Genomic DNA, 16,190 nt, shown 5'->3' on the forward strand with positions numbered 1-16,190 from the left:
AGTTTGGAGTTAGGAGTTTGGAGTTAGGAGTTTGGAGTTAGGAGTTTGGAGTTAGGAGTTTGGAGTTAGGAGTTTGGAGTTTGGAGTTTGGAGTTAGGAGTTTGGAGTTTGGAGTTTGGAGTTTGGAATTAGGAGTTTGGAATTAGGAGTTTGGAATTAGGAGTTTGGAGTTAGAAGTTATTATTCTCCCCTGCTCCCCCTGCCCCCTGCCCCTCCTCATCTCCCCGGTGGTGGACAAGCAGGGAGGCGGAAACCAAACAGTGCGCCTCGTGGTGAGCGATTCTCTGCCCAAATTGTACCCCCATGAGCGGTAATAATTTGCCTGGTCAAATAAAGCCCTAGTCCAGATCCTGAGACGTGGCGATCGCTATGTCCTTGATAAAATCTTTCAAACAAGTGGGGTAACTCTTCTTCGGTAAAGCCGGAACCAGTATCGAGTATTTTTACTACTTGATCGCTAGAAAAACTTTCAAGTACTACTTCTACTTTACCGCCTCGAGGGGTATGGTTTATGCCATTACTCAAGAGATTAGTAAAGACTCGCCCCAGTTGCAAAGGATCGCCGTTTACCCAAATAAAGCTACGAAAATCTGATTCGCCATAGTGGAGAGAAATATAAACCTGGCGTGTTTTGGCTAGTTCAGTCAGGGTGGCGATTACCTCCTCTGCCACAGTTGCCAAATTAACAGGTGATAACTGTAGTTTTAGCCCTTCGGCATCATTGCGGTATACATCTAAAAGCGTTTGGACTAATTGCAGTGTACTGCGATGACTACGAGCCATTGTTTGCAAGACTTTTGCTTGCATTGGCGTGATTTCACCAAATTGCTCATTTTGCAAATATTTCAGCGTTTCAATTGCTCCTAATAGGGGTGTTTTCAAATCATGCGTTAGGGTAGAAACAAAATCTTCGCGCATGATAGCTAGTTGTTCTTGGGAGCGTAATTGTGCTTGAGTATAAGCGATCGCTTCTTCATTGCGGTGGTTGCGATCGCTTAACCAACCCGTTACCACCAACGCTAATACTGCAATCAACCTATTTGCCAACGTTGGGAGATGAAGCATTTCTCTTCCGGGAATAAACAAATTCAATAATGTTAAGCCTGTAGCTGCAAGAGTGATCCCCAATACAGCACCCCGATTCAATCGTGAATCTGCTAACAAAATCGTCCCTGTGTAGAGGTAGCCAAATACGTACTCAGGTGGTGTTAAATATTCCAAGACTATCACGATCGCAAAGGCGAGGGCTATTAGCCCATAAGTCTCCCCACGCTCGTTTATAGCTTCTTTCATAGCTACTACTCGATTTAATATCTTCATTTCTGATTTACTAAAAAATCGTTATCCTACAATCTTTACAATTATTTAATTCAGCGATTATGATTTATCAGCAATCTATATCTGCAAATGTTAACTTGACCATTAACCCGATAATTCTGATTGTTCAGATCCAAAAACCTTGATTGGCGACTGATATGGCTATTTCCTTCTAAACATAAACCGCCCAAAACTGAAGTTGCTCTCTTATAGCTAAAGTCCGTTAAAACGGGCTATAACATGAGTCTCAGTCGTCTTTAGACGACTTTCGCTATTAGACTCAGAATTCATTCTGAGGCGGGCTTTCGCTATAAGAGAGGTGAATTCATTCTGAGGCGGGCTAGATGAGAATGATATAGCCTTGGGTAACTGAGAGGTTGGGGGCTAAGTAGTTACCCACAAGGGGTGGAGTATTTACCACAACCTTTTCAACCCGTAATCCCTTTCAGAAAATCCTGTGGGATATTTATATTCTTTGAAACTAGCAAACTTCGACAATCTATTGTATAAACAAATAATCCTAAGTAGCGAGATAGATGAATTAAGAATAAAAAAAGAAAATATTCTTAACAATAAATTTAATAAGTATCTAGATAATAACTGAAAATACTAAATCTAGATTTAAAAATGTTATTTCTAAGAATTGGTTAGCACTTAAATTTAATTGAGCGCGAAATATATGGGACAAGGTTTTTTGCAAATTGGCTTAACGCTGTGTATTGTCATAGCAATCACTCCCTTACTGGGTAAATACATAGCGCGTGTCTTCTTGGGAGAAAGAACACTGCTTGATTTTTTAATGAACCCGATAGAACGAAGTATGTTCGTATTAGCGGGTGTCCGTAGAAAAGATGATATGACGGGTTGGCAGTATATCCAGGCTGTAATTTGCAGCAACCTGATCATGGGTATTTCAGTCTATTTACTGATATATTTTCAGAGACTCTTGCCCTGGAATCCTAACGGCTTCGGTGCTACAAAATGGGATGTATTACTGCACACAACCATCTCCTTTGTGACCAATACCGACCAGCAACACTATGCTGGTGAGACAACCTTAAGTTATTTTAGCCAGGTAGCGGCTTTAGGCTTTTTGATGTTCACCTCCGCAGCCACGGGGCTAGCCGTGGGAATTGCCTTTATTCGCGGGTTGACGGGGAGAAAAATGGGTAACTTTTACGTCGATATTGTGCGTGGAATTACGCGAATATTGCTGCCGATTTCGATTATTGGAGCGATCGCCTTACTTGTAACAGGTGTACCCCAAACATTAAAAGAGACTCTAAATCTGAGAACCTTAGAAGGTGGAACCCAATATATTGCCAGAGGCCCGGTGGCATCCTTTGAAATGATCAAACTTTTGGGCGACAACGGCGGAGGCTTTTTTGACGTAAACTCAGCCCATCCTTTTGAAAATCCCAATGGTGCTTCTAACTTGATAGAAATGATCGCCATGATTTCTATACCAGCAGCCTTGATTTACACTTACGGTATATTTGCCAACAACATTAAGCAAGCTTGGCTACTTTTCTGGATGGTGTTTGTGATTTTTGTAGTTATGGTGGGAGTAACAGCCGTGGGAGAACTGCAAGGTAATCCCCTTGTTAATAACGCCTTTGGATTTGAACAACCTAATTTAGAGGGTAAAGAAGTTCGATTTGGCTCCACACAAACGGCATTTTGGGCAGTGATGACTACCGCTACTATGTCTGGTGCTGTGAATGGGATGCACGATTCTTTAATGCCGCAAGGAATATTTTCGACTCTCTTCAACTTGTTTATTCAGGTTATCTGGGGTGGACAGGGAACTGGAACAGCTTACCTATTTATTTATTTAATTCTCACAGTGTTCCTAACCGGACTACTAGCAGGGCGCACCCCAGAGTTTTTAGGACGTAAAATTGAAAAGCGAGAAATCGTCCTTGCCAGCGTCGTGTTGTTGATTCACCCAATTCTAATTTTGATTCCCAGTGCGATCGCCTTGGCTTATCCCATTTCCCTATCTGGAATTAGCAACGCTGGCTATCATGGTATTTCTCAAGTAGTTTATGAATACGCTTCAGCAGCAGCAAATAATGGCTCTGGCTTACAAGGGTTGAAAGATAACACCCTGTGGTGGAACTTGAGTACAATAGTTAGCTTAATCGGAGGACGATACATTCCGATAATTGCCATCCTCCTATTAGCTGACGGCATGTCTGGCAAACAACCAGTTCCTGAAACCCCTGGTACTCTAAGAACGGATTCTTTAGTATTTACTGGTATCACTGCTGGAGTGACATTGCTTTTGGGAGCCTTGACTTTCTTTCCCGTTCTGGCTTTAGGCCCCATAGCTGAGGGTATGAAACTAGCATCTGGCAGTTAGAAAAGTTATGAGTTATGAGTTATAAGTTATAAGTTTGGAATATTAAGAGAATACTAAAAAATAAATTATCTGGTTTTGTAGGGTGTGTTAGCGATCGCGTAACGCACCTTCATCAGATGGTGTGTTAGTAACGCACTCTACAGATGGGATCTGTTTTTTATTGGAAGTTCCTACCCTACGGGGAAGTCAAAAGTCTAAAGTCTAAAGTCAATAATTTTGAACCCCATAAAGAAATTTAGGGGCTTCTCAAGCTGATATGTAGCTTAAATTTCATATTCGCTCAAACAAAATCTTCACTTGTTGTTTTAGATTTTTGAAACTTCCGAGTTCAAAGGCTCAACTTCCGAGTTCAAAGGCTCAACTTCCGAGTTCAAAGGCTCAACTTCCGAGTTCAAAGGCTCAAGTTCCGAGTTCAAAGGCTCAACTTCCGAGTTCAGAAGCTCAACTTCCGAGTTCAAAGGCTCAACTTCCGAGTTCAAAGGCTCAACTTCCGAGTTCAAAGGCTAGTAATGAATATAAGATTCACCTTGACAACGCTAAGTAGTCGGAAAAAATTAAGTTTGGAATTGTTTCACTTCGTACCCTGCAAGAAAGCCAAGGCCGAAGGCAATGACTGTAAATAGTTTTGTCGAGTTACTAAATCACGTCTATCTTGAAACCTATAGTTCTTCCATGATGAAAAGGATTTGCCCTCATTCCCCAACCCCGAATCCCAGATTTGGGATTCGGGGAGCTAGAATTTCAAACTCCCTCTCCCAAATTTGGGAGAGCGATTTAGGGAAAGGGTAAAAACTACGATTCTCAACTTAGATAAGGTTTAACTCCTAACTCCTAACTTTATTCATAAATCAAGTGGCAACTAACTTTAAAGGTAGACGGCCAAATCCTCGTTCTGGCGATCGCCGCCAAGCACGGAAAAAGGCCAGGACAATTAATAAGTGGCTGTACTTAAGGGCTATGAAAGATGCTTTTGTCAAGCTCAACCCTAAATATGCAATCAAAAATCCAGTGATGTTTGTGGTTTGGGTGGCAACAATCATCATTTTATTGCTAACAATTGATCCCAACCTATTTGGGCCAGCCCTCCAAAAGAACCCGCAAGTTTTCAACGGCTTGTTATCGGGGATTTTATTTTTTACAGTTTGGTTTGCCAATTTTGCCGAAGCAATTGCCCAAGGGCGGGGTAAAGCCCAAGCCGATGTCTTGCGATCGACGAGATCAGAAACGATCGCGAAAAAACTTGCTGCCGATGGCACAATTAGTGAAGTTTCATCCACCAGCCTTAAACAGGGCGATACTATCTACGTTATTGCTGGCGATATTATTCCCGCCGATGGCGAGGTAATCATGGGTATCGCCTCAGTGGATGAATCGGCAATTACTGGAGAATCCGCACCAGTATTAAAAGAATCAGGTTCCGACGTTGCCAGTTCCGTCACTGGTGGGACGCGGATTATCTCAGATGAGCTAATTATCCTCATCACTAATGACCCAGGTAAAGGCTTTATTGACCGGATGATTGCCTTGGTAGAAGGGGCAGAACGCAGCAAAACACCCAATGAAATTGCCCTGACAGTATTGCTGGCAGTTCTCAGCTTAGTCTTTTTATTAGTCGCGGTAACTCTGCCCCCACTTGCTTACTATGTCAACAGTCCAGTTAGCGTACCAATTTTAATTGCCCTATTAGTAGCATTAATTCCTACAACCATTGGCAGCTTACTAAGTACCATCGGCATTGCTGGGATGGATCGAGTTGCTCAATTTAACGTCATTGCCACTTCAGGACGAGCAGTCGAAACTTGTGGAGATGTCAACACTTTAGTTCTTGACAAAACAGGTACAATAACCCTCGGCAACCGTTTGGCGGAAGAATTTATTCCGATCAACGGTCATTCAATGTCAGAAATTGCTAATGTTGCCTGGGCGGCTAGTGTCTTTGATAATACACCAGAAGGTAAATCTATTGTGCGACTGGCAGAAAAGTTAGGCGCAAGGTTTGATTTCGACTTCAACCAGGCAGAAGCAGTTGATTTTTCTGCCAAAACACGCATGAGTGGTACAAACTTGCCTGGTGGGTATGAGGCCAGGAAGGGAGCAGTAGAAGCCATCAAAGGATTTGTCCATTCCCGCAACGGACGCGATACACCAGAATTGGATGCTACCTACGAACGAGTTTCTCGGCTGGGAGGTACACCCCTAGCAGTTAGCCTAGATAACGAAATCTATGGGGTTATTTATCTTAAAGATATAGTTAAACCTGGTATCCGCGATCGCTTTGAGCAACTGCGACGGATAGGAGTGCATACCATCATCCTAACTGGAGATAACCGGATTACAACTTCTGTCATTGCCAAAGAAGCTGGAGTTGATGACTTCATCGCCGAAGCCACACCAGAAGACAAAATCAGCGTCATTAAGAAGGAACAAGCAGCAGGTAAACTAGTTGCCATGACAGGAGATGGAACTAACGATGCTCCCGCATTAGCCCAAGCTAACATCAGCGTTGCCATGAATACAGGGACGCAAGCTGCAAAAGAAGCCGCCAACATGATAGATTTGGACTCCGATCCTACAAAATTAATCGACATCATTAGCATTGGCAAACAATTGTTGATTACTCGCGGGGCATTGACCACATTTTCTATCGCTAATGATATTGCTAAATACTTTGCGATTATCCCAGTAATATTTGTTGCTGCTAATTTGCAAAGCTTGAATATTATGAATTTGACTAGCCCTAATTCTGCTGTTCTATCAGCACTGATTTATAATGCTTTAATTATTCCCGCTTTTATTCCGTTGGCATTGAAGGGTGTACGGTTTAGGCCGCTGACAGCTAATCAGCTACTGCAACGCAATATGTTAATTTATGGCTTAGGTGGGGTGATTGCGCCATTTATCGCCATTAAATTGATAGATTTACTGATTACAATTCTCGGCTTGGCTTAAACCAATTCGCAATTCGCTTTTTCGCTCATAATTCAGCATGAATTCTCACGAGTGACTCCTGAATTCTGTTTCTATAAAATATTAGCAGCAATTGGAAAAATTTTATGGCTATTATTCGAGAAACTATCAGAGCAATTTTCATAACTCTAATGCTTTGGTTGTTGACTGCAATCATCTATCCTTTGATAATCCTTGTAGTGGGTCAAGTTTTTTTGCCCTATCAAGCCAATGGCAGCATTATGCTGAATCTAAATAATCAACCAATTGGTTCGGCTTTGATTGGTCAGTTGTTCACATCTGAGCAATATTTCCATCCTCGTCCCAGTACTGTTAGATATAGCCAAGGCAAAAAAGCCAAGCCAACTGGCATCTCTGGAGCCAGTAATCTCGCTGCTAGCAATCCAGAACTACTAAACCGGATTCTAGAACAGGCAAATGAATTGCGAGACGAAAATCTTCAACCGATCGCTGATATGATTTATACCTCTGGCTCTGGTTTAGATCCGCATATTTCCTTCAAAGCAGCACGGCAGCAATTGACGCGGGTTGCTACTACGCGGAAAGTAAAAGAAGAGGAGATCCTACGTTTAATTAATAGGTATACTGATGGCAGATTTTTATGGATTTTTGGCGAGCCGGGAGTCAATGTTCTTCGATTAAATTATGCTCTTGACTTGCAAGATTTTAATCGTCAGCAAAATCAGTAAGTTAAGAAAGAGTTAGGAGTTAGGAGTTGGGAGTTGGGAGTTGGGAGTTAGGAGTTGGGAGTTGGGAGTGGGGAGTAGGGAGTTAGGAGTTAGGAGTTAGGAGTTGGGAATTGGGAGTTGGGAGGTAGGAGGTAGGAGGTAGGAGTTAGGAGTTAGGAGTTAGGAGGTAGGAATAAATAAGTTTTTCATTACTCTCTACGCCTCTACGTGAACTGTAAGATTCTTGTTTTAACTAGTTCCGTGGGTTTAAGTCCCCCGGTTCTAAAACCGGTAAGTAATGCGATTGGGGTTAAATCCCCATTACAAAACAAAATTTACGTACAGCCCTTTAGCCCATGAAAACCGCGCAGCGTGCCGGAGGCTCTATTACGAATTACGAATTACGAATTACGAATTACGAATTACAAATTATTTTAAAATATTCATGCAAGAGGTATAATGTCAGATAAAAGTAACACTGGTTGGGCTAGCACTCCTTTAAATTCTGGAAGTTACTCGCTTTATCCGGGACGACGGCGGGGCAAGCATAAAATATTTATTGGCATGGCTCCAGGAGTAGGCAAAACCTACCGGATGCTGGAAGAGGGACACGCGCTTAAACACGAAGGGATTGATGTTATCATTGGGCTTTTAGAAACCCACGGACGCAAGGATACATCTGAGAAGGCAGAGAGACTGGAGATTGTACCCCGTAAGCAATATCCTAGCGGTGAATTGACACTAACGGATATGGATACAGATGCTATTTTAAAGCGATCACCCCAATTAGTCTTAATCGATGAACTTGCCCATACCAATGTCCCTGGTTCCCCACGCGAAAAACGCTACGAAGATGTAGAAATAGTTTTAGCAGCAGGTATTGATGTCTACTCCACAATGAATGTCCAACATTTGGAAAGTCTCAATGACTTAGTAGCCAGAATTACAGGTGTAGTCGTCCGTGAGCGTGTTCCTGACAAGATTTTGGATGAAGCAGATGAAATAGTGGTAATAGATGTCACGCCGGAAACCCTGCAAGAAAGGTTATTAGAAGGCAAGATTTACGCACCAGAAAAAATCCAACAATCCCTCGATAATTTTTTCCAACGCCGTAACCTGATTGCTTTGCGAGAACTGGCTTTGCGCGAAGTGGCAGACAACGTAGAAGGAAATGCGATCGCTACTATCCCCAATGGGCAATCCTGTAATATTCACGAGCGGGTTTTGGTATGTATATCCACCTATCCCAACTCAGTGCAGTTGTTACGCCGGGGTGCGAGGCTGGCTAACTATATGAACGCGCCGCTTTATGGCTTATTTGTCGCCAATCCAGAACGCTTCCTCACCAAAGAGGAAACCTTACACATCTATACTTGTGAGAAACTCTGTAAAGAATTTGAAGGTAATTTTATTCATGTTACCAACATTAACGTAGCTAATGCGATCGCCCAAATCGCCGAGAAATATCGGATTACCCAAATTGTAATCGGAGAGAGTCAGCGATCGCGCTGGCAAATGCTCCTCAAAGGATCTTTGACGCAAAAATTAGTCCGCTTGCTCAAAAATATTGATTTGCATATCATTGCGAGTGAAAAAATGGTTTCACCCAAATAGGAGATCAAATTTCCCCAAAAACCTCAGAAGTAAAGCTCCCATGCAAACCGTAGGGGATATGATGCTTGAGATGTAAACGTGCAATTACTCCTTTAGAGAAATCACTCGCATCTAAAATTACCAAATCTGATCGGTGATGGGCAGCATCATAAACCAAAGCTAATACCCAACCATCATCTTCCTTTTCCGAACCTGGACGCGGGACAAATAATCGGTTCACCGACAAAACCACGCGGTGCAGCACTCCAAAATTGCCTTTCTCCAGACTCTAAATCAATTTTCAACAATGCTTGTAAGGGAGCATTACCAGTCTTTGCATGAGCCGCACCTATAATATAGATATCGATAAGAGCGTCCCACATTCGCCGGATGTATGCTGGGAAATTCACAACAGCGATTATCAATTAATTCCCGCCGGACTTTTCCATCCTTTAGATTTAAATAAAATCGCCAAAGTTCCCCAGGTGAAAGCGCTTCAAAATCAACTTGTCGAAAATCGCTTTCGGGTTCCACTTCTGGCAACAATACTTTCCTACGCCAGTTGCTACCAGCCAAAGGCAGAGCACTGGCTCGAATTGGCATGAAATTTATCCCACTATTCGACTATTTTCGACTCTGGTTCTCTCAGTACCAACTCAGACATCAAATCTGGCAAAAACCCTTGTTCCCCATCAATGGATGTCTCAGTTTGTTCTTCAGCAGCAGGTAGCCAGTTGATAAAGGGGAGGGGTAACAGCGTGCTGAGATTAGTAATTAGCACCAATAGCCAAAGTGATTCAAAGTTCGTTGCGGTGATGCCCAGCCAATAGGTGATTAATGCCCCAAATGCATGGGAAACCGTTCCTGCTGAATTAAACACCGACATTAACAGGGCAAATAATGTCGCTTCCACACCAGAGGGACAAAGCCTTGCTGCTAGAACCATCACTTGCATAAAGGCAATTTTCCCCATCACAGTCAGAATCAGGCTATCACCCAAACTAAACCAGTGGTCATCTATACCTAAGAGCCTGTTTGTGTGAGTCACTAACAATAGCATCGTCATCCCCAAAATTGAGGAAAGGACAGTACTCCAAGCAAAAATCACGCGAAAAGGGATGCTTTTAAGGAAACGTTGAAAAATCCAAACACCTGCTAAAGAAGCGAAACTTGTCACCAAGTGGACTCGCCCCAAAAATTCTGGTTCAAAGTGAAGTTCGTTGGTAGAGAAGTAGAAAAAGGCTGAGTCAGCATTTGGGGTAGCTTGCCAGATGAAGATAAACGCCGTTGGTAGCCAAATTGTTTTTTGGCTAATGGCTTGGCGTAGCTGCCCCAGTTGATGTTTGATTGGTAAAGGGTTGGTGTGATTACTATCTTCAGCATCTTTGCTAACGGGGGACTCAGCAATTAACCAAGCTACCCCTGAGACGATGAGAGGGAATAAGGCGGTTATTCCAAAGACAGTACGGGTAGTAAAGTATTGCAACAGCAGACCACTAAAGTATGCTGTTATCAAACCTCCGATCGCAGAAGCACCCCAACACAGAGATTGTAATGAGCCGGCTTTTGCTTGCGATTCGTCTCTGGCACGTTCCACAACCAGCGAGTCAACTATGACATCACTCATGGCGACACTAAGAGAACCAAGAGCGATCGCTAATGTAGCTGCCCAGCTAGTATGAACTATTGTGGCCAGACACGCCCAAGAAGCAGTTCCCAGTATCCCGGATAAAATCAAATAAGGACGCCGACGATAGCCAAATATAGGCAAGCCATCAGAGATGAAACCAAACACCGGCTTGATCATCCAAGGTAGGAAGACAATTCCCAACAGCGCCGACACCTCGACGGGACTCAGCAGCAGTTCATCTTTGAGGAAAAAGCTAACGGCTAGACGCGATAATCCTAAAATTCCTTGGACAAAATAAACGGTGAGAATTGCAATTAACTCTGCATTAGGTTCATTACCCAAGAAGATTTTTTGTGTTAATGAGTCTTTGACCTTGGACAAGCCAGATGATTGAAGCACCATTCGATAAATATTTTTAAGTTTTATCTACTTTTCTATCATATCGATTCTTAAGAAGTGGGCTTTGTTTGTGTGACCGTAAATTCCGCAAATTCCATTCGCCCTTGCTCAATTTGACACCGATAAGCATGGTACCCCTACCAAGGTATTTGTATAACAATTCTAAATCAAAGGATTAGGGCGAACCTACCGGAAGTAAGCTCGCCCTAACTTGTATTTAACATTGAATTATTATCGGAAGTTTTGAAATCCTGCCTACAGCAGCCTACGCGAACGTGGAGCCTGGTTTTGTAGCCGAGTCAGAAATCTACTTATGACAATTGCAAAGCTGACTTTTTCTTGACTCGACCAGTTAGAACTGAAGTAGCACCCACAAAACCAATCACAAAAACTCCTAATAGAGAAGAAGACTCAGGAACTGCTTTAACAACTACATTACCGGTGATACTCTTGTAGCCAGTGGCGACTGTGTGATTATCTGATTCAAAACCAGTTCCGCCGACATTGGTGAATTGAACCTGATCAAAAGTTCCGCCAACATCGTAGAAGTTGATGAACGCATAGGGTTCTCCAGAATTTTGACCTTTGAATGCCGAATTAGGATTACTGTAGTAGCTGGCTTTATTTGGTAGGTTTGCGATATAATTAACCACATCTTTAGTGGTCATAGTTTGTACAACCTGACCTTGTGAAAGAAATGTAAGTACGTTATTAGCATCTCCCGCAGACCACCAAAGTCCAAAGTAACTTTGTGCGGTTGTCAAATTTAAGGTAGAAACCGTTTGCTTACCACCCGATCTGTTCGTATCGACATCAAAATATTTGCCTGTTCCACCAGCACCACCATATTGGTCTTTATCCACGATCAGAGTATTCGTATAGCTACCAATATTTGTTCCTGCATCATCAGCCCATGTAAAGCCTGTTGTACTATAACCTGTTGTTAGTGCTGAAGCATCAAAATTTTGTACACGAGCATTAACAAGATTTGATGACTGTGCATTTTGTACGGTTGGGTCTTCTATTGATACCGTAAAAGACGTAGCCATTACAGGGCGGGTAAAAGTTGCTAAAGACAAAACAACACCAGAAGCGATCGCGGACTTAATTAAAAGACTTTTCATTTTACAACTTTTTCTCTTTTTAAAATCTTTCGTGTTCATGCCCATTGTGCAATGTGCTTCTAGATTCCAACATCAGAGGGATTACTACTTTTTGTATTTGCTTATACTTAGACAAAAGTTGTTATATATTCTAATTTAGGAGTAAGTAATATTATTGGTACAAGTTTCTGTGATGTTTATCGCTTTATGTAGAAAGCGCGAAGTTATCAGTGCTAAATTGTAAACAAGCTTTATTTATAAAAAGTGCCATTTTGTGATTCGCAGGCAGTTCATATTTTTAGGGTTCTAGGTCAAGAAGGCATGAAGCATTATGCTATGCCACCTGAGTTTTTTTTGACATGGGTAGTAACATGAATTAAACTATCTCTTGCAACAAAAGAGTCTTGAGCAATGCATCCGACTGAAGAAGCTGCTGTCCCTACTCGCGTTATCGGTTTAATTAGTGGCACATCTGTAGATGGCATAGACGCTGCGTTGGTAGAGATTTCTGGCACAGAATTGGATCTCAAAGTTGAGTTGGTAGCTGGGACAACATATCCTTATCCAGCCGAACTCAGAGAAAGAATATTGGCAGTTGGTGCAGGCGTTGCCATCTCAATGGCAGAATTGGCAGAAAGAGATGATGCGATCGCCCAAGTCTTTGCCCAAGCCGCCCAAAATATTCAAATTGGTCATCAGCCAGCCACTATTATTGGCTCCCACGGTCAAACAGTTTATCATCGACCACCTGGGGATAAGGAAATGGGAAACAAAACCACTCCCCACTCCCCACTAGGTTACAGTCTTCAACTAGGACGCGGTGAATTAATTGCCCATCTTACAGGTATTACAACTGTAAGCAACTTTCGCGTTGCTGATATCGCTATTGGTGGTCATGGTGCGCCTCTCGTGCCTAGAGTAGACGCCTATTTACTCAGTCATCCTCAAGAGGGGCGTTGTATTCAAAACATTGGTGGTATTGGTAATGTTGCCTATATTCCGCCTCGGCATGGCGACTGGCTCTTAAAAATTCGCGCTTGGGATACGGGTCCTGGAAATAGTCTGTTGGATCTGGCGGTGGAGCATTTAAGCGATGGTGCTAAAACTTACGATGAAAATGGTAATTGGGCAGCGAGTGGTACTCCAAGCGATCCATTAGTAGAAGAATGGCTCAACCAAGACTATTTTCATCTACCGCCGCCCAAATCCACCGGTCGAGAGTTATTTGGTTTAACTTACCTGCATCAGTGTTTAGAAGATGCCCAAGCATACCAACTCAACGCCGCCGACTTACTGGCAACTCTGACGGAACTTACAGCTGCTTCAATTGTTCATAGTTACCGCACTTTTTTGCCCCAAATGCCACAAAGGGTACTATTATGTGGCGGTGGTAGTCGCAATCTCTATTTGAAACGTCGATTAGAGTTGTTGTTGCCATCAATACCAGTTTTGACTACAGATGAAGTTGGTTTGAGTGCAGATTTTAAAGAAGCGATCGCCTTTGCAGTTTTAGCCTACTGGCGACTTTTGGGTATTCCTGGCAACTTACCTACTGCGACTGGGGCACCTCAAGAAGTGCTTTTGGGAGAAATTCACCAAAGTCAGTACTCAGTGCTGAGATAGGAACAATAAACAAGATAAAAAATTTCTTGATTTTGCACTGGCTCAACGCCCCGCTATCGCTAACCCAACTTAGCACTGCTATAACTGTAATCTTGGCGGCACTCGATCAAGACAGGGAATATAGAAGGTGGCTCATACATTTTTATTGGAACCAGGACGCTGGACAATGCAAGGAAATTGGTTCGAACGTAATGGTATGCCAATCAGTGTCAAGGGTATGACCTTGGTAGCTTGGAATCGAGATAACTGGTTTACTATGGCTACAAAACTGATATTTCCTGGTAGCGATCGCTCAGAAATCTCTCTGCAATACAAGGGGCGGCTGCATGAGGGAGAGCGTCAGTATACTTTTTTACTCCAGCATAATATTTTGGGGCAGATTGAAGGTGAAGGCTGGATTGGTTTAGATACTATTGTGCAGCGTTATTGGGTAATAGGCGATCGTCAGCGTCGTAGTGGCTTTGAAACCCTGCACCGAATTTCGGAAGATAGGTATTACCTCAGTAGTGGCATTTTGGCTGGTCATTTTTTAACTAACACAATGGAAGTTAGCCTAGAGCGTCAGTCAAGCTAAAGGTAGCGCTGCGTGCTGTGTGTCTAGTCTAGAAGTCTGCCGCTCAAACAATTCCAATGCACTGCTTCCTCAACGCCCAATGTCTCATGCCTGACCTCAAGGAGTCATTGTTTATTTTCACTGACCTACTGAGTTGTATACTAAATAAGAAATTATCAAATTATCGTTAGACTTTTAGTATTTTTACCGAATCGTGTAGTCTGGAGTCCAGTTTCATGAATCCTAAAGTCTCTGTTATTATTCCTGCTTACAATACTGAAGCTTATATTGCCAAGGCAATAGAATCAGTCTTAGAGCAAACGCTCACAGATATTGAACTTATCATAGTCGATGATGCTTCAACTGATAAAACTGTAGAAGTCGCTAAAAGTTTTACCGATCCACGTCTGAAAGTAATAGTTAATCAACAAAACCTTGGGGCTGCTGCTGCGCGTAATCGGGCCCTGAGAGCAGCTCAAGGAGAATGGATTGCTGTACTTGATTCAGATGATTGGTATGCTCCCGAAAGATTGTCCAAGCTTGTGTCACTGGCAGACGAAATAAATGCAGATATGATTGCTGACGATCTTTATTTAATCAACGATGGCGAAACATCTCCTTGGAGTACATTGATTCAAGAAAGTGAAGAACGTATAGACAAAATTCTCCAAATTGATATCGTTTATTTTGTAGAAACTGATGTCTATGGACAACCAGGGTTGCATCTTGGTCTAAGCAAGCCTCTATTTAAACGAGAATTTCTGGTTAAGCACGGCATCGAGTACGATGATGCTATCAGGATGGGCCAAGATTTTTGGATTGATATGAAATGCTTAATCAAAGGCGCTCGCTTTTTCCTTGAGCCAAAACCCTATTATTTCTACCGTTCACGCCCCGGCTCTCTTGTACATAAAAGCCAATTGCCACGTCTAAATCAATATTTGAGTGCTACTACTTCTTTCATGCAACAAGAAATTGTTAAAACAAATCCAGCTTTAATGCGCGCTCTTTCTTATAATAATTCAGTTTATAAAAAATATCTAGCTTACTATCAAGTTATAGAACCTCTGAAGCAAGGAAAATGGTTAATAGCATTCACAGAAATGGGGAAAAGTCCTTACTTCTTTTATGAGTTAATTTCCCGATTGAACAATATTATCGGACGCCGAATTCAATACTATATAATGGGTAATAAATCAGTTTTTGACATTTCTTATAACATCCATAAAAAACGAAAAATTACCAATTAGTCCTATCACAGCTTTCTTAATAAATAATCCATCCTTACGTAGCCAGAGATTATTTATAAAATAAAATTACCGTAGGGGATGTTAGGTGTATATTTTGATCTAATTTGTTTGTCACAAAAAACATGATATGAGCGCCTAACGACACCGCTATGAACATGGTGCGTTACGGCTTGGGTCTAATGCACCCTACTTAGTATTTACTTTAGGGACTTCCAAGAAATAAATTACTCAAATGAAACGAACCACTCCAGACACAGAGAAGCCAGTGCGCCCTTGCGGGTTAAGAGACTTGTCCCTTGCGCGTCTCCCCTTGGGAGAAGCAACTGGCGCGACACACAGGAATGAGGAAGAGAGAGTTTTTGGGTATTTTTTTATTTGGAAGTCCCTTATAAATGGTCTCTAAGCTAAAGCATTATTTCCGAGGCATAATAATGGGTTGGGACTTAAAAAATCTGCCCCGCAGGACTTTAGGTCGCCTCCTCTGGCTTTGTTGATATTCAAAACTCCGCACTCATTACTCAGTTATTAGAACTCTGTGGTAAGTGTGGTAATACCTAATTAAAGTTTTTGGCAGATCCTAGAGTTATCTATTTAGTCAAAATTGGGCAAACTAAAATTACACCACAGTGAAAATGCAAAATGGTAAAAAACGTCATTATAGCAGTTTGCAGTTGAGTGCAATATAGACCTAACCCCCAACCCCTCCCCTAAAAGGGAAGGGG

10 protein-coding genes and 1 pseudogene are annotated in these 16,190 nt (G+C 42.3%); 7 read left to right on the forward strand and 4 right to left on the reverse strand.

Translation table 11 applies throughout. From position 1 onward, the window contains the following. Window positions 1–216 precede the first annotated feature (216 nt). Complete coding sequence (locus V7K73_RS29565; protein ID WP_334885643.1) at window positions 217–1,293, reverse strand: sensor histidine kinase; 1,077 nt, start codon at window positions 1,291–1,293, stop codon at window positions 217–219. Between the two features lie 703 nt (window positions 1,294–1,996). Here V7K73_RS29565 and kdpA point away from each other — a divergent pair. The 4 genes from kdpA to V7K73_RS29585 all read left to right on the forward strand — a co-directional run bounded on the left by kdpA (window position 1,997) and on the right by V7K73_RS29585 (window position 8,931). Further along, window positions 1,997–3,682, forward strand: coding sequence for a potassium-transporting ATPase subunit KdpA (gene kdpA / locus V7K73_RS29570; protein WP_334885645.1), 1,686 nt, complete (start codon window positions 1,997–1,999; stop codon window positions 3,680–3,682). A gap of 843 nt (window positions 3,683–4,525) precedes the next feature. Continuing rightward, entirely contained in the window at window positions 4,526–6,631 is a 2,106-nt protein-coding gene (gene kdpB / locus V7K73_RS29575; RefSeq protein WP_334885693.1) for a potassium-transporting ATPase subunit KdpB, read from the forward strand. 104 nt (window positions 6,632–6,735) lie between these two features. Then, window positions 6,736–7,338 carry a K(+)-transporting ATPase subunit C gene (gene kdpC / locus V7K73_RS29580; protein ID WP_334885647.1) on the forward strand — a complete coding sequence of 201 codons (603 nt, stop codon included), beginning with the start codon at window positions 6,736–6,738 and terminating at the stop codon, window positions 7,336–7,338. Window positions 7,339–7,776: 438 nt separating this feature from the next. Continuing rightward, window positions 7,777–8,931, forward strand: a complete 1,155-nt coding sequence (locus tag V7K73_RS29585) for a universal stress protein (RefSeq protein WP_334885649.1) — start codon at window positions 7,777–7,779, stop codon at window positions 8,929–8,931. A gap of 4 nt (window positions 8,932–8,935) precedes the next feature. Here the strand turns inward: V7K73_RS29585 and V7K73_RS29590 are convergent. The 3 genes and pseudogenes from V7K73_RS29590 to V7K73_RS29600 form a co-directional block, all read right to left on the reverse strand. Beyond that, window positions 8,936–9,453, reverse strand: a pseudogene (locus V7K73_RS29590) (carotenoid oxygenase family protein); the annotation flags it as partial. A gap of 73 nt (window positions 9,454–9,526) precedes the next feature. Further along, window positions 9,527–10,942, reverse strand: coding sequence for a folate/biopterin family MFS transporter (locus tag V7K73_RS29595; protein WP_334885651.1), 1,416 nt, complete (start codon window positions 10,940–10,942; stop codon window positions 9,527–9,529). Window positions 10,943–11,250: 308 nt separating this feature from the next. Continuing rightward, window positions 11,251–12,063, reverse strand: a complete 813-nt coding sequence (locus V7K73_RS29600) for an Npun_F0296 family exosortase-dependent surface protein (protein ID WP_334885653.1) — start codon at window positions 12,061–12,063, stop codon at window positions 11,251–11,253. 390 nt (window positions 12,064–12,453) lie between these two features. Here V7K73_RS29600 and V7K73_RS29605 point away from each other — a divergent pair, with 390 nt between their 5' ends. The 3 genes from V7K73_RS29605 to V7K73_RS29615 all read left to right on the forward strand — a co-directional run bounded on the left by V7K73_RS29605 (window position 12,454) and on the right by V7K73_RS29615 (window position 15,468). Further along, complete coding sequence (locus V7K73_RS29605; RefSeq protein WP_334885655.1) at window positions 12,454–13,665, forward strand: anhydro-N-acetylmuramic acid kinase; 1,212 nt, start codon at window positions 12,454–12,456, stop codon at window positions 13,663–13,665. Window positions 13,666–13,792: 127 nt separating this feature from the next. Next, complete coding sequence (locus tag V7K73_RS29610; protein WP_334885657.1) at window positions 13,793–14,239, forward strand: hypothetical protein; 447 nt, start codon at window positions 13,793–13,795, stop codon at window positions 14,237–14,239. 215 nt (window positions 14,240–14,454) lie between these two features. Beyond that, a complete protein-coding gene (locus tag V7K73_RS29615) occupies window positions 14,455–15,468 on the forward strand; it encodes a glycosyltransferase family 2 protein (protein ID WP_334885659.1) in 1,014 nt (337 codons plus the stop codon). The last annotated feature ends 722 nt before the right edge of the window (window positions 15,469–16,190 follow it).

The organism is Nostoc sp. (assembly GCF_036916975.1).
In the GTDB taxonomy this organism is placed as follows: Bacteria; Cyanobacteriota; Cyanobacteriia; order Cyanobacteriales; family Nostocaceae; genus Nostoc.